The following is a 22,560-nucleotide window of genomic DNA, read 5'->3' as shown; positions in this document are numbered from 1 at the left end:
ATCTTTTAAGCCGGAAGCTTCAACGAAGCCCCCGGCCCTCCGACAGGTTAATTTTTTAAGCGATAGCGACTACTGCGTTTACGCAACGCTCCGTCAGAAAAGAGCTGTTCCAGCGCCTTTCTGGCTTCATCAAGTGACCAGCCAAAGTGCGCGGCCACTTCCCCTGCCGTCATTCCTTGACGGGTTGATGCCAACAACGCCAGGAGTTCATCAGAAGATTCAGATGTCACAGGCGTGTCCTGCGTCTTTTCCGCTTTGTCTTCTGGCATCATTTCTGGCTTCGGTGCGGGTTTCTTCGGCTGGCGCGTAAAACCGCCGATCAGCCACTGGGTGTCATCATCCGGCCGCCCTATCTCCTTGCGGCTGACAACACGTCCTGTACGCGCTGCAGCTGCGCTTCCGGCATCCAGCGCTGCACGACACGCGGCCAGATCGCCTTCCACCACCAGAGTCAGCCTGCCAGGATCCAGCACCTGGTGACTGAGCAGACGCACGTTCGCGGCTTTCAGCATGGCATCTGCCGCGTCTACGGCAGCCACCATGCCATCCACTTCCAGTAATCCCAGTGCATTGATCATCACAACCTCTCTTACGCGCGTTGTACCGGATTCCGGGCAATATCCAGAACAGCATCAGCGAAAGCATTACAGGCAGCTTTACAGGCAGCCTGGCTACCAGTTAAAAACGCCGCTGAGTAGTTGGTTTCTGACGGCGGCGGCACGTAGGTGACAATCTGTACATCGGCAGATTTGAGCGCAGCATCAATACCAAACGTTGCTTCCAGCGGCGGAGCCACCAGATACGCCATCGGATCGCCAAGTCGGCATCCTGCGGTCGCCGAGAGATACGAACCGGTACGCGAAACCACGTGCGCAAGGAAGGCGGTATCTTCTGCGTCATTGGCCCACTGGAACGCCGCGCCGCTTTCGATATTGGCGACCATCGCGTCCAGGCCGGCGCGAACTTCGGCCGGGTTAGGTCCACCGAGCATGATCAGCACTTCGCCCGAGGTTGGAGAGGGACTGTGCGCCGCGCCGGCATACAGCGAGCGGCCATAAACCACTTCCACCATCGCCTGTTTTGTCGCTTCGTCTGCAGCAATATACGCCACGTCATCAGAATCTGCTGTGATGAGTCCGAGACTACGTATATGTGGCGGTAATTTAAGTTCACGGGCAAAACCGTCATTTACCGAGGCAATCACGCGCATTGCGGTGACTGAAGGTCTAATCAAATCTAATGCTGGCATGATGCCTCCTTAACGGGTCATATTGATGCCGGACGCTTTTTGCTCCAGCATGCGCTTGGCCAAATCCACAATCACCGCCGCCGCTTCAACCGGTGGCGTACCGCCCTGGTGAATATTCGAGATACAGGTACGGTCAGCTTCAACGGTTGTCGCCACGCGTGGCGAATAGACGGCATAGCAAGAAAGACTTTCCGACTGGCCGAGGCCCGGACGTTCCCCAACCAGCAGGATCACCGCTTTTGCACCCAGCAGTTCACCGATCTGATCTTCGATTTTCACACGGCCATAGCGAACAAAGAACGGTGTCCCGACTTTTAATCCGGCCTGTTTTAAGCCTGACAACAGCGGCGGCAGGATCTCTTCGTAGTTAGCGGTGATGGCGTCGGTAGACAGGCCATCAGAGATAATCACCTGCACATCCGGGTTCATTACACACTGTGATTTCAGCGCTTCAATGGCTTCTGCGCTCAGACGACGCCCCATGTCCGGGCGCGTCAGATACAGGTTTTTGTCGCTGATTTCCGAGCGTACTTCCAGCAAGCCTTGCGCTTTCACCCACTCTTCCGGGACTTCTTTCAACACTGTGTCTTTTGAACGCGAGTGGTCGGCCAGGAAGCGCAGTAGCGCCTGAGTGCGCGGACGCGGACCGGCACGACCGGTACATACACGCGCGGCGGTGCTGCGGCGCAGCTCGGTCAGCACTTCTGCACGATGCGGGTTCTCAACGCCAATCCACGCTTTCGCTTCGGCTGAACCTAAGTCCATCGCACAGCTTTCACCCGTTGGTGCGGCGCACTGCGTAGTGCTGCATTTCGCTTCTGGTGACGGCGCTTGAGCCTGCGGCTGTGACTCCCCCATTGACGCCATTACACTGCGTACAATTTCTTCAATCTGTTTTTGATCCATCGTATGTCATCTCCGCGTCATCAGAAGAACAGTGACGGATCGCCCGCCCGTTTGGTCAGGCGACCGTTTGCCATAATGCCCATGGTTTCCAGCCAGCGTTCAAACTCCGGCGACGGGCGCAGGTTCAGCAACTGACGCACGGTCGCGGTGTCGTGGAAGGCGGTGGTCTGGTAGTTGAGCATGATGTCGTCACCGAGCGGCATGCCCATGATGTAGTTGCAGCCAGCGGTAGCGAGCAGAATCATCAGGTTTTCGTTGAGGTTCTGGTCAGCATCAGCATGGTTGGTGTAACAGCAGTCGCAGCCCATTGAGATGCCGCTCAGCTTGCCCATGAAGTGATCTTCTAAGCCCGCGCGAATAATCTGACGGTCGTTGTAGAGATATTCCGGCCCGATAAAGCCCACCACGGTGTTCACCAGGAACGGATCGTAGTGACGCGCCAGCCCGTAGTTACGCGCTTCCATCGTCACCTGATCGGCACCAAAGTTAGCGCCAGCGGAGAGCGCAGACCCTTGCCCGGTTTCAAAGTACAGGCTGTTTTCCCCGGCGATGCGGTTGAACTCCGCGCCCACTGCACGCGCCTCATCCAGCATCGCCAGCTCAACGCCAAACTCTTTTAAACCTTTCTCACTGCCGCAGATACTCTGGAAAATCAGCCCGCCCGGTGCGCCGCGACGAATCGCTTCGATCTGGGTGGTCACGTGCGCCAGTACGCAGCCCTGGGTCGGAATATTGAACTTGTCGATAACGCCATACACGGTATCGAGCACGCGGCTTAAGTTTTCCACGTCATCCGTGACCGGGTTGACGCCAATTACCGCATCGCCCGCACCGAAGGACAGCCCTTCATAGATTTGTGCAGCAATACTCTGCACGTCATCACGGGTGTCGTTCGGCTGTAAACGACAGCTGAAGGTGCCCGGCAAACCGATGGTGGTGTTAGCCTTTTTGATCACCGGCATTTTCTTACCGCCGTAGATCAGGTCCGCGTTAGAGCAGATTTTTGCTACCGCGGCGACCACTTCCGACGTTAACCCTTTGCGCGTAAACGCAATGTCATCCACGGAGGTTTCATCGCTCAGCACGTACTCGCGCAGCTCGCTTATACTCCAGTTTTTGATGCGGTTATAGGCCGTTTCGTTGACGTCATCCTGAATAAGACGCGTCACGCAGTCCTCTTCATAGGAAATCACCGGGTTGTTGCGGATATCCGCCACCGTCATTTCCGACAATACCTGCTTAGCCGCCACGCGCTCTTGCGAACTGGTTGCAGCCACGCCTGCCAGCACATCCCCCGAACGCAGTTCGTTGGCTTTTGCCAGCACCTCTTTAACATCCTTAAACTGATAAACATTGCCGAACAATGTGGTCTTTAGTTTCATAAGTCGTTCCCTCAGGAAGGAAATGCGAGTGATTTCACCGTCACCGGCACAACCGATCCGCCAAAAAGAGGCGTACCAATGTCGATATAGTCCCCCGCGCGGACAACCACCTCATCGATGACCGCCAGCGGGTGTTGCTGTAACTGTGGGCGTAACAGCATGCCCAGGGCTTTACCAAAATCCTGCTCGGCTACCACCAGCAGGGGATGCGGATTCGGATAGCGCGCGACAAAGGCCAGCAGCGCATCAATCACCGTTAACAGCGCGGCGTAGCGCACCGGTAGCGAACCGGGCAGCGCCAGCACGTAGGCGTCAGTTTTCGGGTCAAGGTCGAGCTGCAGCAGCGCCTGCTGCCAGGCGGCCACCAGATCAGCCTCATCAACCGGAATCGCCACCGGCAGATTGCGCAGCGGAAGCGCCACACCCTCCAGCCAGATGGTGCTGCCCGAAAGCGACAGCGTATGCGCCCCGGCACCAATCACCGTGGCGCGCACGGTTTGCGCCGGAAACTGCACGTTCATCTCACGCAGGCGCGGATGTTCATGCAGCGCCGTTGCTAACAGCGGCCCAATGTCGGAAAAACAGAACGGATCGGCAGGTTGGTTGCGGTAGCACTCGCCCACCCCACCGGACAACGTAATCACTTCAGGCTTCACGCCAACAGGCAGCAGACCGGTTTGCATCAGCGCCTGCGCCAGCGGTGAAAGCGTGCCGTCAATCACCTCCACAATCAGCGCCGCCATCCGTCGGGCCACCTGAACAAGCTGCGCCGCATTGAGGGTTCGGGCATCAGTGCCTGGACCAAATACGTCATCAACAATCATCTGCCCCGGCTGATGCGCATGTACTACGCGCCCCTGGCCGTCCGTTTCCAGTAGCCGCCCGCCGACGTTCAGGCAGGCCGAGCCGCTGACTTTTCCCGCGTCGAACAGGACGTAATTCGACGTACCGCCGCCGATGTCGATATTCAGTACGCGGCACAACTTCTGCTCGGACAGGGTTTGTGCCCCCGCACCATGACCAGCAATCACCGATTCCAGATGTGGGCCAGCGCTTGCCACCACGAAGTCGCCCAGCGACTGGGAGAGCGCCATCACCGCCGGGCGCGCGTTGCGCGTTTTGGCACTTTCCCCGGTAATGATGATCGCGCCGGAATCGACGGTCTCTGGCGCAATCCCCGCCGCCTGATACTGGGCGAGGATCAGGGCTTTCAGTTCGGCCTCTTTCAACCCGCCCTGCTTATCAACGGGGGTAAAGAACACCGGGCTTTGCCAGCTAATTTCGCGTTTGATGAATTCGTAGCGCGGCACCTGCGACACTGCCGCACGGTTAACCAGCTCAAGGCGGGAGAAGATCACCTGAGTGGTGGTGGTGCCGATATCGATACCGACGCTGAGTAGCTGGCGAGTATTCACGATTGCGCCTCCGGATTGGTTTCTGCTGGTGCCGGAACATCTTCGTCTTTCGGTACTAACAGCATAGCCACGCCAATCGCCGTCACGCCGCCAATCAGCTTGCCGACAATCATCGGGAAGATCATGGCGTTCATGTTGGCAGCGGCGAAGCCTAAGTGGTCACCCAGCGCGAAGGCCGCTGAGACCGCGAACGCGCAGTTGATCACTTTGCCGCGGGTATCCATGTTTTTCATCATGCCGAACATTGGGATGTTGTTGGCAAGCGTTGCCACCATACCCGCAGCCGCAATGTTATTGACTTTTAACAGGTTGCCGACGCTCATCAGCGGTTTTTCAAACCAGCGGGTCAGCAGCAGCACCATTGGGTAGGCACCCAGCAGCACACAGGAGATAGAACCGATAACTTCGATGGCGCGCATCACTTCACCCGGCTTATCGCCTGGCGCCATGAAAATAGGATCAAGACCCGGGATCAGCTCCCAGCCGAGCAGGAATTTAATCACCGCAGCCGCCAGACCGAGGGTGATCAGCGCTACCAGGAACTTGGCGAAGATCTGGAAGCCGTTGATCATTTTTTCCGGGATGAATTTCAGTCCCAGCGCCACCAACACGGCCACGATCAGCACCGGGATCATGTTCATCAGGATCAACGCAAAGGTGAACTCCACCGGCTGACCGTTGATTTCCACACCGGAGTACATCGCGACCAGACCACCCGCAATACAGCCAATCGGAATGGTGACGATACCGGCCAGCACGCCCAGCGCCAGATAACGACGGTCAGACGGTTCAATAATTCCCAGCGCAACCGGAATGGAGAACACCAGCGTCGGTCCCATCATCGCGCCGAGGATCAGGCCAGAGTACAACCATGCCGCCACGTCGCCGCCCGCCAGTTCTTTCGCCAGGAAGAAGCCGCCCATATCGCACGCCAGCAGCGTTCCGGCAAACATCGACGGGTTCGCGCCCAGCATTTCATACAGCGGAATAATCACCGGCCCGAGCACATGCGCCAGTACCGGCGCCAGCGCGGTCATACCGACCATCGCCAGGCCCAGCGCGCCCATTGCCATAAAGCCTTCTTCAAACTGACCGCCCGATCCCTCAATGCTCTTACCGAACTTACCGAGGAAGCGCGCCGAACCGCCGAACTGCGACAGGATCCTGTCCACGGCGGCAATCAGCATAAAGAACATCATGATGTACATGATGATTTCGTTAATTCCCATAGCCTTCACTCCCTGTCATATGTGTATTTATTGTGCCGCCGCATACAACGCGATAATTTCGGCCTGCGTGGCGGTGCGTGGGTTACTGCGAATACAAATATCCTCCAGCGCGGCGTGTGCCCATGCGCTGTAATGCTCGGGTTTTGCCCCAACGTCTGAGAGCCGTTTGGTCTGGCCCACTTCGGCGATCAGCTCGCTGACCGCGCTGATGGCGTCACGATCGTCTGATTTCTTATTGGTTAACGCCCTGCCGATATGGCTGAAGCGCTCACGACACACCATGCGGTTGAACCCCATTACCGTGGGTAGCAGCATGGCGTTAGCCTGTCCGTGTGGGATGTGCAGCGTCGCACCCGGCTGGTGCGCCATCGCGTGACACAGACCCAGCCCCGCGCTGGAAAACGCCATTCCCGCCATGCAGGACGCCAGTAACATGCTTTCACGCGCCGCCAGATCGTGGCCGTAGCCCACCGCTTTCGGCAGCGATTTGCCGATCATCGCAATCGCGCCAATCGCCAGGCTGTCGGTAAACGGCGTCGCGTTCAGGGCGCTGTACGCTTCAACGGCATGGGTCAGCGCGTCAATGCCGGTCATTGCCGTCACGTGCGCCGGAACGCCTTCCGTTACCGCGGCATCCAGAATGGCGACGTCCGGCATCAGGGTTGCGTGGGCCAGCACTTTTTTGAGTCCGGTGGCGGCGTCGATAATCACCGTAACGTTGGTGGTTTCTGACCCGGTCCCGGCGGTGGTTGGCACGGCAATCAGCGGCAGACGCGGGCGCAGCACGCTGTGCTCCGTCATGTCAGCCAGTGTTTGCGTCGGGTTGGTCACCAGCAGCGCCACTGCTTTAGCGGCATCCAGTACAGAGCCGCCACCAAAGGCCACCACGCCATCGCACTTCGATTCACGCAGTTGCGCGACCGCCGCGCAGACGTCCGTAATACACGGTTCGCCGACCGGACATGGCCACAGCGTCATTGCCACGCCTTTCATCGCCAGGCTACGTTCCAGAGCGGCGGTCATCCCCGCCTGATGCAGGAAGCTGTCAACCATGACGAACATATGCGTCAGTCCGCGCGTTTGCGCTTCCTGTCCGCAGGTGCTGAGCGCTCCCAGTCCGCATAATGTGACCGGTGGAACGCTGAACGTTTTTACGCGTTGCAGATTCAGGGCATCGAATGCCTGAAAGAGCGCGGTCTGCAATTCAGCTTGCATAGATTCCTTCCGCTTTTACTTTTCCGCTATTGGCAATCGCCAGCGGGGTCATAAACAGACTGTGCTGCGGTAAATGCACCTGCAGCTCCGGGAAACGCTTACGAAAAAGCTCATCAACACCCGGCTGCATACAGGACCCACCAGCCAGCCATAAATCCGTTATCCCTTGTCCGGCAATATGATGGGCGACGATTTCCGCCATCTTTTCGTAAACCGGCTTAACCACCGGCCAGATTTCTTTGCCGTTGCTGCGTTTGAACTGCTCGGCTTCTTCCAGTTGAATACGACGGTTCCCGGCAAGCGTCAGGGAAATGTGGTGCCCACCGGTCGCTTCATCGGCGGAGTAAGTCACTTTGCCCTGTTTCACAATGGCGATACCGGTCGTACCACCGCCGATATCGACGACTCCGGCGTTATCAAGCGCCAGCAGATCCGCCACGGCGGTTGGCTCATCCAGCACATGGCTCACCTCAAGCCCGGCAGACTCCAGCACGTTGATAGAGATACGCGGGTCAGTGCCCGGCGGGAATGAGGTAGCCGCATGAGTAAAACGGCAACCCAGTTGTTGCTCGAGCGTATCGAGATGGCGACGAACAATGGTCACAGCACCGAAGAAATCCCAGACGATGCCATCGCGCACGACGTCAGCCCAGTCCAGACAAACCGCAACCGGCTGCCCATCACTGTCGACAACCATCGACACCACATCACAGGTTCCCAAATCAACGCCCAGCCACAGCGGTGAATCGCTTACGGCAGGCATCTGGTTACACAGCGATGCCGCTTTTTGCAGTCTGGGTGTGAGCCACAGTTGTTCGTCATGCGCCATCTCTTTCACTCCTTATACGATGCGAAACGCATCCACCAGCACACAGCGACGCAGGCGTACAAACGTGCGCGCACTGGTCACCCCTTCCCCGGTTGGCGTGGTAATGGTCATGGTCGTCCAGCCTTCGCCGCCAAGCCCAAGGCCGGCAATGCACGGTCCGTTCTTGACGAAAATACTGGTGTCGATGGCGTTAGCCATACGGTTCATGTTGTCGATGTTGCGTGAGTGCATCGCCGCCGTATGGTGACAACCACCTTCGAGCGTAACGGCCAGCGCAATGGCTTCGTCAACGTTAGCCACCCGCACCACCGGCAGCACCGGCATCATCAGTTCAGTCACAGCAAACGGATGCGTGGCGGAGGTTTCGACGAACAACAAGCGGGTTTGCTCCGGAACATTCAGGCCGATCGCCGCGGCGATTTTTGCCGCATCGCGCCCGACCCAGTCACGGCTGACGGTGCCTTTACCGCGCTCATCGACATTTTTCAGCAGTACCGGTTGCAGCTGTTCAGCCTGGGCTGTCGTCAGTTTGACCGCATGTTGGCCTTCCATCAGACGCATCAGTTCATCAGCAACGCTATCCACGACAATCAGCACTTTTTCATCGGCACAGATAATGTTGTTATCAAACGATGCGCCTTTGACGATGGACTGCGCGGCGCGGGTCAGATCGGCCGTTTCATCCACCACCACCGGCGGATTACCAGCACCAGCGGCAATCAGACGCTTGTTGGTATGCTTACGCGCAGACTCCACCACCGCTTCACCACCGGTGACGACCAGCAGTCCGATGCCCGGGTATTTGAACAGACGCTGTGCGGTTTCGATATCCGGGTTAGCAACGGTAACCAGCAGGTTTGCCGGACCACCTGCGGCGACTACCGCCTGGTTAAGCAGGCCGATCGCGCGCTGAGAAACGCCTTTTGCTGCCGGATGCGGCGCAAAGACGACGCTGTTACCCGCGGCAATCAGGCTGATGGCGTTGTTAATGACGGTCGCAGCCGGGTTGGTGGACGGCGTTACCGAAGCCACCACGCCCCACGGTGCGTTTTCAATCAGCGTCAGGCCGTTATCGCCGGTCAATACCTGTGGAGACAGGCATTCCACGCCCGGGGTACCGCGAGCCTGCGCCACGTTTTTGGCAAATTTATCTTCAACGCGTCCCATGCCGGTTTCACTGACGGCAAATTCCGCTAATTCTCTGGCGTGTTTTTCGCCCGCTTCACGAATGGCGTGAATGGCCAGTTGGCGCATAGCGACGCTTTTCAGCCCCTGCTGGGCCAGTTTTGCTGCCGCCACTGCGTCATCCAGGGAGGCAAAGACGCCCATTTCTTGAACGGCACTGACGGGTTGACTGCTGTCTTTCATTTTCAGCAGCACCGCTTTCACGACCTGTTCAATATCCTGTTGATTCATGATTTTCTGCCTTATTTGTGAAATACCACTTTCCCACCTGCCACCACTTCATCGACGATGCCAATCACGCACAGATCGACAGGCGATGAGTCGTTATGGTGCGCCTGGCGGGCTGAGCTTCCACTGACCAGCAGCACCCACTCTCCGGTTCCCGCCCCGATGCTGTCTATCGCAACAGCGCACTGCCCGTCGGGATTTCCCTGGGCATCAATCATTTCCACCATCAGCAACTTGTCGTGCGCGAGCCCCTGATGGCGAACGGTACAAACAATTTGTCCTGTGACGATTGCCAGTTTCATACCCGCCTCCGTGGCATATTTCAGGTAAAACCTCCCCCTACCCTCCGCAGAAGGTAATGTGAAAAGGAGAGAGGGTGACGCCAGCTTTCTCTTAACGATCCAGTGGCGTCACATGGACGACTTACATATCGTTGCTGTCGCCTTTGAAGCTGATCGGGAACACTTCTTCCAGATCGCCATGCGGACGCGGGATAACGTGTACAGAAACCAGTTCACCGATACGCTGCGCGGCAGCAGCACCGGCATCCGTAGCCGCTTTGCAGGCTGCAACATCACCACGAACCATGGCAGTACACAGGCCGCCACCGATCTGCTTCACGCCAACCAGTTTCACGCGTGCCGCTTTAACCATCGCGTCAGAAGCCTCAATCAGTGCAACCAGGCCCCGGGTTTCAATCATTCCTAATGCTTCCATTGTGCTTTCCTCTTAATCAAAGGGGTCCAGAACGGGACCGTTCATTCAACCAGTGTTTGCGAGACGCTTTCACGGCTCACGTCAGTCTGGCGCGGCACAGCTGCCACCAACGCCAGTTCGATAATTTCCTGTACGCTACAGCCGCGAGAGAGGTCGTGGAGTGGTGCGGCAAGTCCCTGAATCAAGGGGCCAACGGCACGATACCCTCCCAAACGCTGGGCGATTTTATAACCAATATTGCCTGCCTCCAGCGATGGGAAAACCATCACATTGGCATTGCCCTTTAACGGACTGGCGGGCGCTTTTTGCGCGGCGACATCCGGCACAAAGGCAGCATCAAACTGCAGTTCCCCATCCACGGTAAGCTGTGGAGCGCGCTCACGAACGATCTCGGTCGCCTGCTGCACGTTAGCGACATTGGGATGACGAGCACTGCCGTTGCTGGAAAACGACAGCATGGCGACACGCGGTTCTTCACCGGTAATCGCTTTCCAGGTTTCAGCGCTGGCGATGGCGATGTCCGCCAGCTGTGCAGCGGTGGGCTGCGGCACAACGCTACAATCTGCAAACCCTAATGACGGCCCGAGATACTGCGGCAGCATCAGGAAAATTGACGACAGCGTTTTGCAACCAGGTTGTAATCCAATAATGCGCAATCCTGCACGCAGCACATTTGCCGTTGACGACAGGTTGCCCGCAATACACACATCGGCTTTACCGGCGCTGACCATCGCGGCGGCAAACATCAGCGGATCGTTGAGCTTCTCTCGCGCATCCGGCGGCGTTTTTTCGCCCGCGCGGGCCAGCCAGCGCAGAGCAAACTCTTCACGCATCTGTACATTGCTTTGTGGATCAATAACCTGAATACCGTCCATGGCTACGCGATGGCTGAGCGCAAACTGACGCAGCGCAAACGGGCTGGCGACGAGAATGGGGCGTGCCAGACCATGCTGGTGCAGGTAATTGGCGGCTTTCAGCACCCGTACATCCAGCGCATCCGGGAACACCACCCGAGCCGGCGTTTGTTTAGCGAGTTGGCGAGCACGTTCAATGATCATGACTTCTCCCCCAGTCGCTGTTGGATTTGGCTGACGCTTAGCGGATGCTTCGCTACGCTCAGAATCATCATCACGTAAACCGTGCTGGAAAGACGGTTGAGCGCCTGCAGAATGTCCGGCCGCATAACGTCAAAACTGCGGGTGATAAACACCTGAGCGGCCACCGTTTCCGTTTCGCGGACTTTGGTACGCAGCAGATTAAGCAGCGCGCAATCACGTCCGTGGCTGGCTTCCGGCACCAGATGATCGTGGTCCAGGTAGCGCAGCGGCTGATGCGAAAGCCGGTGTAAATCTTCGTCGCTTAAGCCAACGATGGCCTGTGCGGCCAGCGGTTCGTCCACAGCATCAGCACGCATAATGTTGCCCAGGCGCGAGCGAATATCCGCCAGCCACGGCTGCCAGGGTTCCGCCAGTTCAATTTGCAACCACACGGCCAGACCAATGGTGCTGTCCAGCGCGGCGCGAAATCCAAGTCTGGGGTCACTTTTGGCGACCATTTTGTCCGCCGTCAGATGCGTCAGCGTGTCAGGTTTCTTCGCCACCGGTTGATGACACAGTTCACAGGTCGCCTGCGGATGTGTATCGCTGCTGGTCAAACCATGTACCGGCTGCGGCTGCTGTTCCTCGTCGTCAACAAACAAGCTTCCCTGCTCGTCGATATACTTAATGCGCAGACGACGGCTTTCCAGCAGCTCCCGGGCAGACGGCGTCAGGCGGGCATCAGCGGGGAGATGAATTTCAGCCCCTTCGCTGAGCGTATGATTCGCTCTGAGCCATGCTTCGGTAATGAAATCCTTCATACATCCGCCTTAGCAGGACTGCCAGTTCGCAGGCCAGGCCACATACAGGAACTTCACTGTTGATGGCGTACCAAATTCGATGCTGGAGCCTTTCGGGATAAACATCACGTCCCCGGCTTTGGCAATCATGGTTTCGCCTTCATGGCGAACGTGCAGTTCGCCTTCCAGAATCATGTCGATTTCGTCGTAGTTCAGCGTCCATGGGAAAAATGCGTTATCCCACTGCATAAACCCGGCGGCCATGCTGCTACCGTCCTGGTCAGTGACTAAGTCGGTTAAGCCGACGCAGTGCGGTTGCGCGCCATCAAAACGGCCAAACTTCACACTGCTGCCGTCGATAACTTTCACGCCGCCTTTGCCGGTCACCGAGTTAAAGCTCGGCTGCATTCCGCCCTGCTCCAGCGACTGCTTTTCTTTCATCACTTTGTCCATCAGCTGCGCGACCAGGCTTTCGGTAAACTGTCCTTCCGGCAGTTGTGCAATGATGGTTTCACGAATACGCTGGCTTTCCGTTTTGCCGTCATCCACCGCAGCAGGTGCGGTGGCAGTTGGCGCGGATTCATCGCATTCAGTGATAGTGACGCCGAGCAGCGCCGCAACTTCGCGCGCCTCCGGGGTGATGATGCTGGCGCGCAGAACAACCGATACGTCCTGTTCGCCGCGTGCGTGGGCCGCACGAATATCGTTAGCTGTGATGAGTTTTTTCACCTGCCCTTTCCTCCTTTTGGCTGAGCTCAGTCAGATAATCCACCAGGTGCTGCACACTGCTTGGGTCGTGGCTATTGAGCTCAAAAATCGGCTCCTGAAACCCTAGCCCGCGAAGTAATTGTCGCGTTGCGGCGACATTGGCATCCGGCACATCCGTTTTGCTGATAACGGCGATTTGTCGTTTACTGGCGCCGATATCCAACAGCCCGGCAGGTAAGCGACTTTCTTTATCATTTGCCGCATGTATATAAATCAACGTATCGACATCCTGCAGCGTGGTAATTAAGGCGTGATACCAGCGCGGATGGCTAAAATATTCTCCTGGCGTATCGATATCGCCGTTTTCATTAAACTCCACGGCCTGTGTTTTTCTGGCGAGGGAATAATTCCCCTGTAGCGCATTAAAGAGCGTTGTTTTCCCCGCCCCCACCGTACCGACAAATGCAATACGTTTCATCGCCGCCTCTGATTAACTTTTCGTCAGGTTGCACAAAGTGAAATTTAATAATCGCCCCAAACCGCTTACCGTCTGTAATAACGCTTCCTCTACCGCGCCAACCGAGCCGTAGATCACCAGCGCGCCGCTGAATCTATCGAGAAAGCCGATGTGTACATCCGCCGCTTTCATGGCTAAGTCACCGGCAATCATTGCGGTTTCACCTGGCGTCAGCGTCATAATGCCGATAGCGCCCGCTTCGGGAACGCCGATCTTTTTCGCCAGTTCCTCACCGGGGTGCGCAATGAGATGCGCCAGCGTGACCTGTTTCCCCGGCACAAATTCCTGAATAATGCGTTCTTTTTCCATTGCCCACCGCCTCCGCTAAAACTGCCCCCATCGTGGCAATTTTTTGTCAGAGTAAATAACAAAATTCGGCAACCAGGTTTAAAAGGTGAAGTGGATCACTAAGAAAAGGGAAATAAAAAGGCGCGGGAGAAACCCGCGCCGGAATTAATTAAAGTGAAATTACAGCGGCTGAGTCTGTGCTTCAACGACCGCCAGCGCCACCATATTAACGATACGACGAACAGAGGCGATCGGTGTTAATACGTGAACCGGTTTAGCTACGCCCATCAGTACCGGGCCAACCGTTACGCCCTCGGAACTTGAAACACGTAGTAAGTTGTAACTAATACGCGCGGCTTCCATATTCGGCATCACCAGAATATTGGCGGAGCCTTTCAGCGGGCTGTCCGGCATGCGGTCATTACGAATACTTTCCACCAGCGCGGCGTCACCGTGCATTTCACCGTCAATCATCAGTTCTGGCGCACGTGCCTTAATCAGCGCCAGCGCTTCGCGCATTTTGCTGGCCGACGGGCAGTTAGATGAGCCAAAGTTGGAGTGCGACAGCAACGCTACCTTCGGTTCGATACCAAAGCGACGCACGGTTTCTGCCGCCATAATGGCGATTTCAGCCAGTTGATCCGGCGTCGGGTCGTCGTTGACGTAGGTATCGGCGATAAAGGTATTACCGCTTGGCAGCAGCAGCGCGTTCATTGCCCCCGCCGTATGCACTCCGTCACGGTGACCAAATACCGCGTTCACCACGCTGAAGTGCTCGTGGTAGTCGCCGATCGTACCGCAGATCATCGCATGCGCTTCACCGCGCTGCACCATGATCGCACCGATCACCGTGGTATTAGCAATCACCGCCCGCTGCGCCTGCTCCTGGGTGATCCCACGGCGCTTCATGATCTGATAATACTCACTCCAGTACTCTTTAAAGCGCGGATCGGATTCATTGTTGACTATTTCAAAATCAACGCCCGCTTTGATCTGCAGACCCAGTTTCTGGATGCGCATCTCGATCACGCTCGGACGACCAATCAGGATCGGCTTCGCCAGACCTAAAGTGATCAATTCCTGGGTGGCGTGCAGCACACGCGCCTCTTCCCCTTCCGTCAATACCACGCGCTTCGGCGCTTTGCGTGCCAGCGAGAAAATCGGCTTCATGAACAAGTTAGTTTTGTAGACAAACTCACTCAGCTTATCGATGTAAGCATCAAAGTCGGCAATCGGGCGCGTCGCCACGCCAGAGTCCATCGCCGCCTTCGCCACCGCAGGCGCTATTTTGACGATCAGACGCGGGTCGAACGGTTTAGGAATAATATATTCCGGGCCAAAGCTCAGGTCCTGATCGCCATAGGCTGAGGCCACAACTTCGCTCTGCTCGGCATGCGCCAGTTCCGCAATCGCATGTACCGCGGCCAGCTTCATCTCTTCGTTGATGGCGGTAGCACCGACGTCCAGCGCGCCGCGGAAGATGAACGGGAAGCACAGCACGTTGTTAACCTGGTTCGGATAATCAGAGCGGCCGGTGCAGATGATGGCGTCGGGACGTACCTCTTTTGCCAGCGGCGGCAGAATTTCCGGTTCCGGGTTAGCGAGTGCAAGAATCATCGGCGCGCGCGCCATTTTCTTGACCATTTCCTGGGTCAGCACTTTCGGGCCGGAGCAACCGAGGAAAATGTCTGCGCCATCAATCACGTCGTCCAGCGTGCGCTTACCGTCATCCACCACCGCGTAGGCCGCTTTGGTTTCGGCCATATTCGGTTCACGATCTTTATAAATCACGCCTTTGGAGTCGCAGACCACAATGTTGTGTTTCTGCATGCCCAGCGCCACTAGCAGGTTCATACAGGCAATCGCCGCCGCGCCTGCGCCAGACACCACCATGCGCACGTCGGAGATATTTTTCTCCACCACCCGCAGACCGTTAAGAATGGCGGCGGTACTGATGATTGCCGTGCCGTGCTGATCGTCGTGGAAGACCGGAATATTCATGCGCTCACGCAGCTTTTGCTCAATGTAGAAGCATTCCGGCGCTTTGATATCTTCGAGGTTGATACCGCCAAACGTCGGCTCAAGAGCCGCGACCACGTTGATAAATTTATCCGGATCGAGTTCATCAACTTCGATGTCAAACACGTCAATTCCGGCGAATTTCTTAAACAGAACGCCTTTCCCTTCCATCACTGGCTTGCCAGCCAGCGCGCCAATGTTGCCCAGCCCCAGCACCGCCGTACCGTTGGAAATAACCGCAACCAGATTACCGCGCGCGGTGTATTTGTAGGCGGCCAGCGGGTCTTTTTCAATTTCCAGACACGGAGCTGCAACACCGGGTGAATAGGCCAGCGCAAGGTCACGTTGAGTGGCAAGCGGTTTGGTCGGAGAAACCTGAATTTTGCCTGGTACTGGAAATTCGTGGAAATCGAGGGCGCTTTGTTTTAACTGGTCATCCATCTTGTTGTTCCTTTCACGTATCGATCAAAAAAGTGTCGCAGGTAACCCTTCTATTGAGCCGCACATTATCACCTCTGTCAGCGGCGCAAACTTTGAAGGTCGCCAAACTCTCACTACTCAAAGAAAGAATTTGTTATCAATTTATAACAGCCATGTTACCTGCTTAAGCCAGCAATACCATGCCTGTCTGCTATGCTTTTTGCTGACAACGCCTGCAAATTCTCCAAAAGTGTGAATTAACACACGCTCTAACGCTTTACTTTTCAAGGAGTATTTCCTATGACCCGTAAAGAGCTTGCCAATGCCATTCGTGCGCTGAGTATGGATGCCGTCCAAAAAGCCAACTCAGGCCATCCCGGCGCACCGATGGGAATGGCAGATATCGCCGAAGTGCTGTGGAACGATTTTCTCCGCCATAATCCGAGCGATCCTCACTGGTACGATCGCGATCGGTTTATTTTGTCCAACGGCCACGCCTCAATGCTGCTTTACAGCCTGCTGCATCTTTCCGGCTATGACCTGCCGCTGGAAGAGTTAAAAAACTTCCGCCAGTTGCATTCAAAAACGCCCGGCCACCCGGAGCTTGGCTACACACAGGGCGTGGAAACCACCACCGGGCCGCTGGGCCAGGGTTTAGCCAACGCTGTCGGAATGGCGATTGCCGAACGCACGCTGGCGGCGCAGTTTAACCAGCCGGACCATGAGATTGTCGACCACTTCACCTGGGTTTTTATGGGCGACGGTTGTCTGATGGAGGGGATTTCCCACGAAGTCTGTTCGCTGGCGGGCACGCTGGGACTGGGCAAACTCATCGGTTTCTACGATCACAACGGCATCTCAATTGATGGCGAAACCAAAGGCTGGTTTACCGACGATACCGCGAAACGCTTCGAGGCCTACCACTGGCATGTGATACACGATATTGACGGTCACGATCCTGAGGCGGTGAAAAAAGCGATTCAGGAAGCGCAAAGCGTTACCGACAAGCCGTCGCTGATTATCTGCCGCACGGTGATTGGTTTTGGATCACCGAATAAAGCCGGGAAAGAGGAAGCGCACGGTGCGCCGTTAGGTGAAGAAGAAGTGGCCCTGGCCCGACAGAAACTGGGCTGGCATCATCCAGCTTTTGAGATCCCCAAAGAGATTTATCGGGCGTGGGACGCGCGTGAGAAAGGCGAAAAAGCGCAACAGGACTGGAATGAGAAATTCGCGGCGTATCGACAAGCGCATCCGGAACTGGCGGCAGAGTTTACCCGCCGGATGAGCGGAGAACTGCCGGAAGCATGGGAAGAAACGACCCGGAAATATATTACCGACCTGCAGGCCAACCCGGCCAAAATCGCCACCCGTAAGGCCTCGCAAAATACCCTGAACACCTACGGACCGATACTGCCCGAACTGCTTGGCGGCTCGGCGGATCTTGCGCCCAGCAACCTGACCATCTGGAAAGGCTCCACTTCTCTTAAAGAGGATCACGCAGGAAACTACATCCACTACGGCGTGCGTGAATTTGGCATGACCGCCATTGCCAACGGTATCGCGCACCACGGTGGCTTCGTACCGTACACCGCAACGTTCCTGATGTTTGTTGAATATGCCCGTAATGCCGCGCGCATGGCGGCGCTGATGAAAGCCCGACAAATTATGGTTTATACCCACGACTCAATTGGTCTGGGGGAAGACGGTCCCACGCATCAGGCCGTCGAACAGCTCGCCAGCCTGCGACTGACGCCGAATTTCAGCACCTGGCGACCGTGCGATCAGGTTGAGGCGGCAGTGGGTTGGAAGCTGGCAGTCGAGCGTCATAACGGCCCTACGGCGCTGATCCTCTCCAGGCAGAATCTGGCACAGGTTGAACGCACGCCTGAGCAGGTGCAGCAGATTGCCCGCGGCGGCTATGTGCTGAAGGATAGCGGCGGTAAGCCGGATGTCATCCTGATTGCCACAGGTTCAGAAATGGAAATTACATTGCTGGCGGCGGAAAAACTGACCGGTGAAGGCCGTAACGTACGGGTAGTTTCTCTGCCCTCAACTGATATCTTCGACGCCCAGGATGAGGCGTACCGGGAGTCGGTCCTGCCGGCAAACGTCAGCGCACGCGTGGCGATAGAAGCGGGTATTGCCGACTATTGGTACAAATATGTCGGCCTGAAAGGGGCTATTGTCGGCATGACCGGTTATGGGGAATCTGCCCCGGCAGACAAGCTGTTCCCGTTCTTCGGCTTTACGGTGGAGAACATCGTCGACAAAGCGCATAAGGTGCTGAACACCTGATGGCGACGCTCACGCGTCTTATCAGGCCTACGACATCTATCACCATCAGGCCGTATAAGGCGCAGTCGCATCCGGCATTAAATTAACGCGTAATCCACAGCGTGGGCCAGGCATCTGGTCCATGCCAGTTATCACAGCTTGGCTCTTGTGCGTAACGCACCAAACGAAAGCGCTGGCCGTCAAACCGCCAGCGAGTCTGGATCCCGCAGTCCGATAAACCTCGCCCTTTGGCGAGAGTGACCAATTCGCGAGATTTCTCGTCAAACGTAGCGTTGGTCAGCTCCATGTCGGTACTGTCAGCATCGGTTTTAAATGGCAGGCTCAGACGTACAGCGCGAGAGGTAAACGGTGTGGTACGAGAAACGGTCCATGCCAGATCGATCGTGTTGTATGCCCCTGCTTCGCAGCCGATCATCAGCAGAGCTTTGTCGTCCGTTAAGGCGAAAACCCGCATCTCACGACGCATGGGATCGAGTGAACAGCGGATGCCATTGATCCGCCAGTTGCCATAATCCAACAGCTCATTACGCTCCTGTTGAGTGAGTGGCGTTGGCGTAGAATTAACCACCGCCACACCTTTCAGAGCGGGAGCTGGCGGAACGCTGAGCGGCGGCTCGTCACCTTTCTCAATCCAGGCGGTTTCGCTACCGACGCGCTTTTGTTGCGCATCAATAAACAACAATGCTGCTTTCAGCCCAGACAGAGAAAGCGTTTGCGTACCTTTTTGCAGGGTAATGGCTTTCGCATCCTGCACGGCTTGTAAAAATGTAGCGATGGTAGCCGGATCATCCGTCATCAAATGCCAGGGCGTAAGACGCCAGTGTTCACCGGCCAGTGGGAGTGGCGCGCCGTCCAGCAGCAAGCGCGGCGCAATATCTGCCTCTTTGACATCAGGAGAATCCATACCGCCAAGTTCAATACGCAACACGGCATCGGTATGTGCCCCGGCGCTGCGGCTCAGGGTCATCACCAGACCGTGATGATCTCCCGTATTTCGCGCAACGCAGAAGTTTTGGTTATTGCACGTCACCTGCCAGTCAGCAAACGCCTGTTGCGCAGGCGCCGCCCACAGCAAATGGGCCGGTAGCAGGCCGAGCAGGAACACGAAAATAATGCGATAGCGCATGGACGGTACAACTCCGAAATCAAAACACACAGCCCAGGCGGTATCTTCCTTGCGCGACTAATGAGGCTCAATAAGAATCGTCGGATTGGCCTGTATCTTTGTAAAGAAATATAAGCCCTGATCGCTAATCCATAAGATGCGACGATTGCAGGTAGTTCAGTAGCAGCACCGTTTTCCCGTCGCGAATCTCGCCCGTTTTGATCATCGACAGTGCCTGTTCAAAAGGTAATTCCAGTACTTCAATATCCTCATCTTCAATACCGCCACCCGCATTTGCGCGCTGATTGTCACTGTATTGCGCGATAAAAAAGTGGATTATCTCCGTCACGCCACCCGGCGACATATATAACTCAAAAAGTTTCCGTGCTTCGCCCACTTCATAGCCAGTCTCTTCAATGGCTTCTTTACGAATGCAAACTTCCGGCTCATCGTTGTCCAGCAACCCGGCGCAGGCTTCAATCAATTGTCCACTTTCATTGCCGTTAACCCAGGTCGCAATACGAAACTGACGGGTCAGCACGACGTTTTTTTTCTCCGGGTTATACAGCAAAACTGTGGCGCCGTTACCGCGATCGTAAACCTCTCGTTTGTGGCGAATGACCTCGCCATTGCTGCGGGTCAGGTCATAGGTGATATTGCGCAGGATGAAGTAGTTATCGGACAGGACTTTATCTTTGATGAGGGTGATTTTTTGCGACATACCGACTCCACGGTGAGAAGTGAGAAATAATACTACGCCGTGAAACCGGGTTTGTCCTGGAACTATGAATGCCTGATAAGCAAAGCGCCATCAGGCATTCATCCGGCACATTGCCGGATGGCAACGCTAACGCGTTTTATCCGGCCTGGACGCTGATTAGTGAGATTTGACTGATTTTACACCCAGCCAATCAATGATGCCTTGTGCGGCATGCCGCCCTTCCGCCATCGCTGTAACAACCAGATCCGCACCGCGAACCGCATCACCACCGGCAAAGATTTTCGGGTTGCTGGTTTGATAACGGTATGCGCTTTCAACATCGGCGGCAATACGTCCCCAGTTATCGACCTTCACACCCTGACTCTCGAGCCACGGCATGCCATGCGGGTGAAAACCAAACGCCATGATCACCGCATCTGCTGGCATGACAAACTCACTCCCGGCGATGGGAACCGGGCGACGACGCCCCTGCGCATCAGGCTCACCAAGCTGGGTTCGTAAGAAACGCACGCCGCTGACGCGGCCGTCGGCATTCAGCACCAGCTCCACCGGCTGGACGTTAAACTCGAAATTGGCCCCCTCTTCACGCGCGTTCTTCACCTCTTTTTTCGAACCTGGCATGTTGGCTTCATCACGACGATAGGCGCAGGTCACCTGGCTTGCACCGTGACGCAGCGCGGTACGTACACAATCCATCGCCGTATCACCGCCGCCCAGCACGACCACGTTCAGCCCTGCGGTGTCGATAAACGGCTCTTCAGGCAACTCGTCCAGCCCCATCACCTTCTTGGTATTGGCAATCAGGAACGGCAGCGCGTCATACACGCCAGGCGCGTCTTCATTCGGCAGATCTGCCTTCATCGAGCGATAAGTCCCGACGCCCACAAACACGGCATCGTAGTCCTCGAGTAACGCGGCCAGCGCCACGTCCTTGCCGACCTCACAGTTCAGCTCGAAATGAATACCCATGGCGCTGAAGATTTCACGGCGACGCGTCAGCAGCGATTTGTCCAGTTTGAAGGCCGGAATGCCGAACGTCAGCAAACCGCCGATTTCGGGGTGGCGATCGTACACGGTAGCGCTGATACCGCTACGCGCCAGCACATCCGCGCAGGCCAGGCCCGCCGGACCTGCGCCGATGATGGCAACGCGTTTATCGACTTTCTGCACATGGCTTAGGTCGGGTCGCCATCCTTTGCTCAGCGCCCGATCGGAGATGTAACGCTCAATATTACCGATAGTCACCGCGCCATGCTCGTTACGCACGGTACAGGCTCCTTCACAGAGTCGGTCCTGCGGGCACACGCGCCCGGTCACTTCGGGCAAGCAGTTGGTTTGATGTGAAAGCTCAACCGCCGCATCGATATTCCCGGCTTTTACCAGTTCAATCCACTGCGGGATGTGGTTATGCAACGGACAGGTCCATTCGCAAATACTGTGGTCGCCGCATTTCAGGCAGCGGGACGCTTCCCGTTCAGCCTGCACTGTGCGAAACGGCAGATAGATCTCTTCAAAACTGGTTTTACGCGCCTCAATCGGCAGTTTATCCGGCTCGCCACGCGCAGGCATCGCCTGCATTTGCTCACGTTTGGTGATGATATGTGGAACAAAATCGGTAGCGCTGGTATGCCATGGCTGGCTTTCCAGACTGGCGGTACGCAACCTGCGCGCTTTTGACAGACCGGTAAGCGAATTCTCCGTCACCAGTTGCAACGCCTGCGCCGGACAGTTCTCCACGCAAGCCGGGCCCTCTTCACGCCCATGACACAGGTCGCATTTGTGCGCCGTTGCTTTTACCTTTCCTTTAGCGACCGGAGTGAGTACGATCTGCATCGTACCAAAAGGACAGGCCACGGCGCACGATTTGCAGCCAATACACTTTTGCGCATTTACCTGAACGCTGTCGTACTCATGACTAATGGCCCCATTCGGGCAACTTCTGGCGCAGGGGGCATCTTCACAGTGGTGGCAGGTGACTGCACTGCGTTGTTGCTGATGCTTGATGACAGTAATTCGGGGCTGAAAATGCCGTTGGCTCAGGACATGCTGCTCGCCGTTGTGGGCCATGACACAGGCGACCTCACAGGCGTGGCATCCCAGGCACTGTTGGCTATTGACCATAATAAAACGATTCATGGCTTCCTTCTTTTTTGGTTGCGAAAACCTTATTCTTTATATGACTGTTGTTATTAACCGACCCTGAAGAGGGCGGCAATGTTCATTTGCCCAGGAAGCACAACTATTTATCCAGAACCTGTGGCAGATCAATTTATTTCATCGAATATGAAATTGTGT

21 protein-coding genes are annotated in these 22,560 nt (G+C 56.2%); 1 reads left to right on the top strand and 20 read right to left on the bottom strand.

Going from position 1 to position 22,560, the window contains the following annotated elements:
* Nucleotides 1–47 precede the first annotated feature (47 nt).
* The 17 genes from eutK to maeB form a co-directional block, all read right to left on the bottom strand.
* Nucleotides 48–578, bottom strand: a complete 531-nt coding sequence (gene eutK, locus FDX24_RS13860) for an ethanolamine utilization microcompartment protein EutK (protein ID WP_048210969.1) — start codon at nucleotides 576–578, stop codon at nucleotides 48–50.
* A gap of 11 nt (nucleotides 579–589) precedes the next feature.
* Nucleotides 590–1,249, bottom strand: coding sequence for an ethanolamine utilization microcompartment protein EutL (gene eutL / locus FDX24_RS13855; protein ID WP_040233508.1), 660 nt, complete (start codon nucleotides 1,247–1,249; stop codon nucleotides 590–592).
* Nucleotides 1,250–1,258: 9 nt separating this feature from the next.
* Nucleotides 1,259–2,155 (bottom strand): ethanolamine ammonia-lyase subunit EutC, encoded by an 897-nt coding sequence (eutC, locus tag FDX24_RS13850; RefSeq protein ID WP_048210968.1) that lies wholly within the window; start codon nucleotides 2,153–2,155, stop codon nucleotides 1,259–1,261.
* A 20-nt stretch (nucleotides 2,156–2,175) separates the two neighbouring features.
* A complete protein-coding gene (gene eutB, locus FDX24_RS13845) occupies nucleotides 2,176–3,537 on the bottom strand; it encodes an ethanolamine ammonia-lyase subunit alpha (RefSeq protein ID WP_137364486.1) in 1,362 nt (453 codons plus the stop codon).
* Nucleotides 3,538–3,548: 11 nt separating this feature from the next.
* Entirely contained in the window at nucleotides 3,549–4,952 is a 1,404-nt protein-coding gene (gene eutA, locus FDX24_RS13840) for an ethanolamine ammonia-lyase reactivating factor EutA (RefSeq protein ID WP_101742255.1), read from the bottom strand.
* Complete coding sequence (gene eutH, locus FDX24_RS13835) at nucleotides 4,949–6,181, bottom strand: ethanolamine utilization protein EutH (protein ID WP_003038023.1); 1,233 nt, start codon at nucleotides 6,179–6,181, stop codon at nucleotides 4,949–4,951. The genes eutA and eutH overlap by 4 nt, the downstream gene beginning before the upstream one ends.
* A gap of 27 nt (nucleotides 6,182–6,208) precedes the next feature.
* On the bottom strand, nucleotides 6,209–7,396 hold the full coding sequence (gene eutG, locus FDX24_RS13830; protein WP_048210965.1) for an ethanolamine utilization ethanol dehydrogenase EutG: 1,188 nt from the start codon (nucleotides 7,394–7,396) through the stop codon (nucleotides 6,209–6,211).
* A complete protein-coding gene (gene eutJ, locus FDX24_RS13825; RefSeq protein ID WP_048210964.1) occupies nucleotides 7,386–8,225 on the bottom strand; it encodes an ethanolamine utilization protein EutJ in 840 nt (279 codons plus the stop codon). The genes eutG and eutJ overlap by 11 nt, the downstream gene beginning before the upstream one ends.
* 12 nt (nucleotides 8,226–8,237) lie before the next feature.
* Nucleotides 8,238–9,641, bottom strand: coding sequence for an aldehyde dehydrogenase family protein (locus FDX24_RS13820; protein WP_048210963.1), 1,404 nt, complete (start codon nucleotides 9,639–9,641; stop codon nucleotides 8,238–8,240).
* Between the two features lie 11 nt (nucleotides 9,642–9,652).
* On the bottom strand, nucleotides 9,653–9,940 hold the full coding sequence (eutN, locus tag FDX24_RS13815; protein WP_005121909.1) for an ethanolamine utilization microcompartment protein EutN: 288 nt from the start codon (nucleotides 9,938–9,940) through the stop codon (nucleotides 9,653–9,655).
* 121 nt (nucleotides 9,941–10,061) lie between these two features.
* Nucleotides 10,062–10,355, bottom strand: a complete 294-nt coding sequence (gene eutM, locus FDX24_RS13810) for an ethanolamine utilization microcompartment protein EutM (protein WP_005121908.1) — start codon at nucleotides 10,353–10,355, stop codon at nucleotides 10,062–10,064.
* Nucleotides 10,356–10,396: 41 nt separating this feature from the next.
* Nucleotides 10,397–11,413 carry a phosphate acetyltransferase gene (pta, locus tag FDX24_RS13805; RefSeq protein WP_048210962.1) on the bottom strand — a complete coding sequence of 339 codons (1,017 nt, stop codon included), beginning with the start codon at nucleotides 11,411–11,413 and terminating at the stop codon, nucleotides 10,397–10,399.
* Complete coding sequence (gene eutT / locus FDX24_RS13800; RefSeq protein WP_048210961.1) at nucleotides 11,410–12,213, bottom strand: ethanolamine utilization cob(I)yrinic acid a,c-diamide adenosyltransferase EutT; 804 nt, start codon at nucleotides 12,211–12,213, stop codon at nucleotides 11,410–11,412. The genes pta and eutT overlap by 4 nt, the downstream gene beginning before the upstream one ends.
* 9 nt (nucleotides 12,214–12,222) lie before the next feature.
* Nucleotides 12,223–12,921, bottom strand: a complete 699-nt coding sequence (gene eutQ, locus FDX24_RS13795; protein WP_061068313.1) for an ethanolamine utilization acetate kinase EutQ — start codon at nucleotides 12,919–12,921, stop codon at nucleotides 12,223–12,225.
* On the bottom strand, nucleotides 12,899–13,378 hold the full coding sequence (eutP, locus tag FDX24_RS13790; protein ID WP_048210959.1) for an ethanolamine utilization acetate kinase EutP: 480 nt from the start codon (nucleotides 13,376–13,378) through the stop codon (nucleotides 12,899–12,901). The genes eutQ and eutP overlap by 23 nt, the downstream gene beginning before the upstream one ends.
* 12 nt (nucleotides 13,379–13,390) lie before the next feature.
* Complete coding sequence (gene eutS, locus FDX24_RS13785) at nucleotides 13,391–13,726, bottom strand: ethanolamine utilization microcompartment protein EutS (RefSeq protein ID WP_003037995.1); 336 nt, start codon at nucleotides 13,724–13,726, stop codon at nucleotides 13,391–13,393.
* Between the two features lie 159 nt (nucleotides 13,727–13,885).
* Nucleotides 13,886–16,165: an NADP-dependent oxaloacetate-decarboxylating malate dehydrogenase gene (gene maeB / locus FDX24_RS13780; RefSeq protein WP_137364485.1), complete on the bottom strand. Its 2,280-nt coding sequence runs from the start codon at nucleotides 16,163–16,165 to the stop codon at nucleotides 13,886–13,888.
* A 279-nt stretch (nucleotides 16,166–16,444) separates the two neighbouring features.
* Here maeB and tkt point away from each other — a divergent pair, with 279 nt between their 5' ends.
* Entirely contained in the window at nucleotides 16,445–18,439 is a 1,995-nt protein-coding gene (gene tkt, locus FDX24_RS13775) for a transketolase (RefSeq protein ID WP_137364484.1), read from the top strand.
* 82 nt (nucleotides 18,440–18,521) lie between these two features.
* Here the strand turns inward: tkt and FDX24_RS13770 are convergent, their stop codons facing one another.
* The 3 genes from FDX24_RS13770 to aegA all read right to left on the bottom strand — a co-directional run bounded on the left by FDX24_RS13770 (nucleotide 18,522) and on the right by aegA (nucleotide 22,401).
* Nucleotides 18,522–19,565 carry a DUF1176 domain-containing protein gene (locus tag FDX24_RS13770; RefSeq protein ID WP_048212548.1) on the bottom strand — a complete coding sequence of 348 codons (1,044 nt, stop codon included), beginning with the start codon at nucleotides 19,563–19,565 and terminating at the stop codon, nucleotides 18,522–18,524.
* A 124-nt stretch (nucleotides 19,566–19,689) separates the two neighbouring features.
* Nucleotides 19,690–20,265 (bottom strand): GDP-mannose pyrophosphatase NudK, encoded by a 576-nt coding sequence (gene nudK / locus FDX24_RS13765; RefSeq protein ID WP_137364483.1) that lies wholly within the window; start codon nucleotides 20,263–20,265, stop codon nucleotides 19,690–19,692.
* Between the two features lie 156 nt (nucleotides 20,266–20,421).
* Nucleotides 20,422–22,401 carry a formate-dependent uric acid utilization protein AegA gene (aegA, locus tag FDX24_RS13760; RefSeq protein WP_137364482.1) on the bottom strand — a complete coding sequence of 660 codons (1,980 nt, stop codon included), beginning with the start codon at nucleotides 22,399–22,401 and terminating at the stop codon, nucleotides 20,422–20,424.
* Nucleotides 22,402–22,560 lie beyond the last annotated feature (159 nt).

It is taken from the genome of Citrobacter sp. wls716, from assembly GCF_005280975.1.
In the GTDB taxonomy this organism is placed as follows: domain Bacteria; phylum Pseudomonadota; class Gammaproteobacteria; order Enterobacterales; family Enterobacteriaceae; genus Citrobacter; species Citrobacter youngae.
Note: the sequence above shows the minus strand (reverse complement) of the source record. Positions and strands in the feature narration are given on the sequence as shown.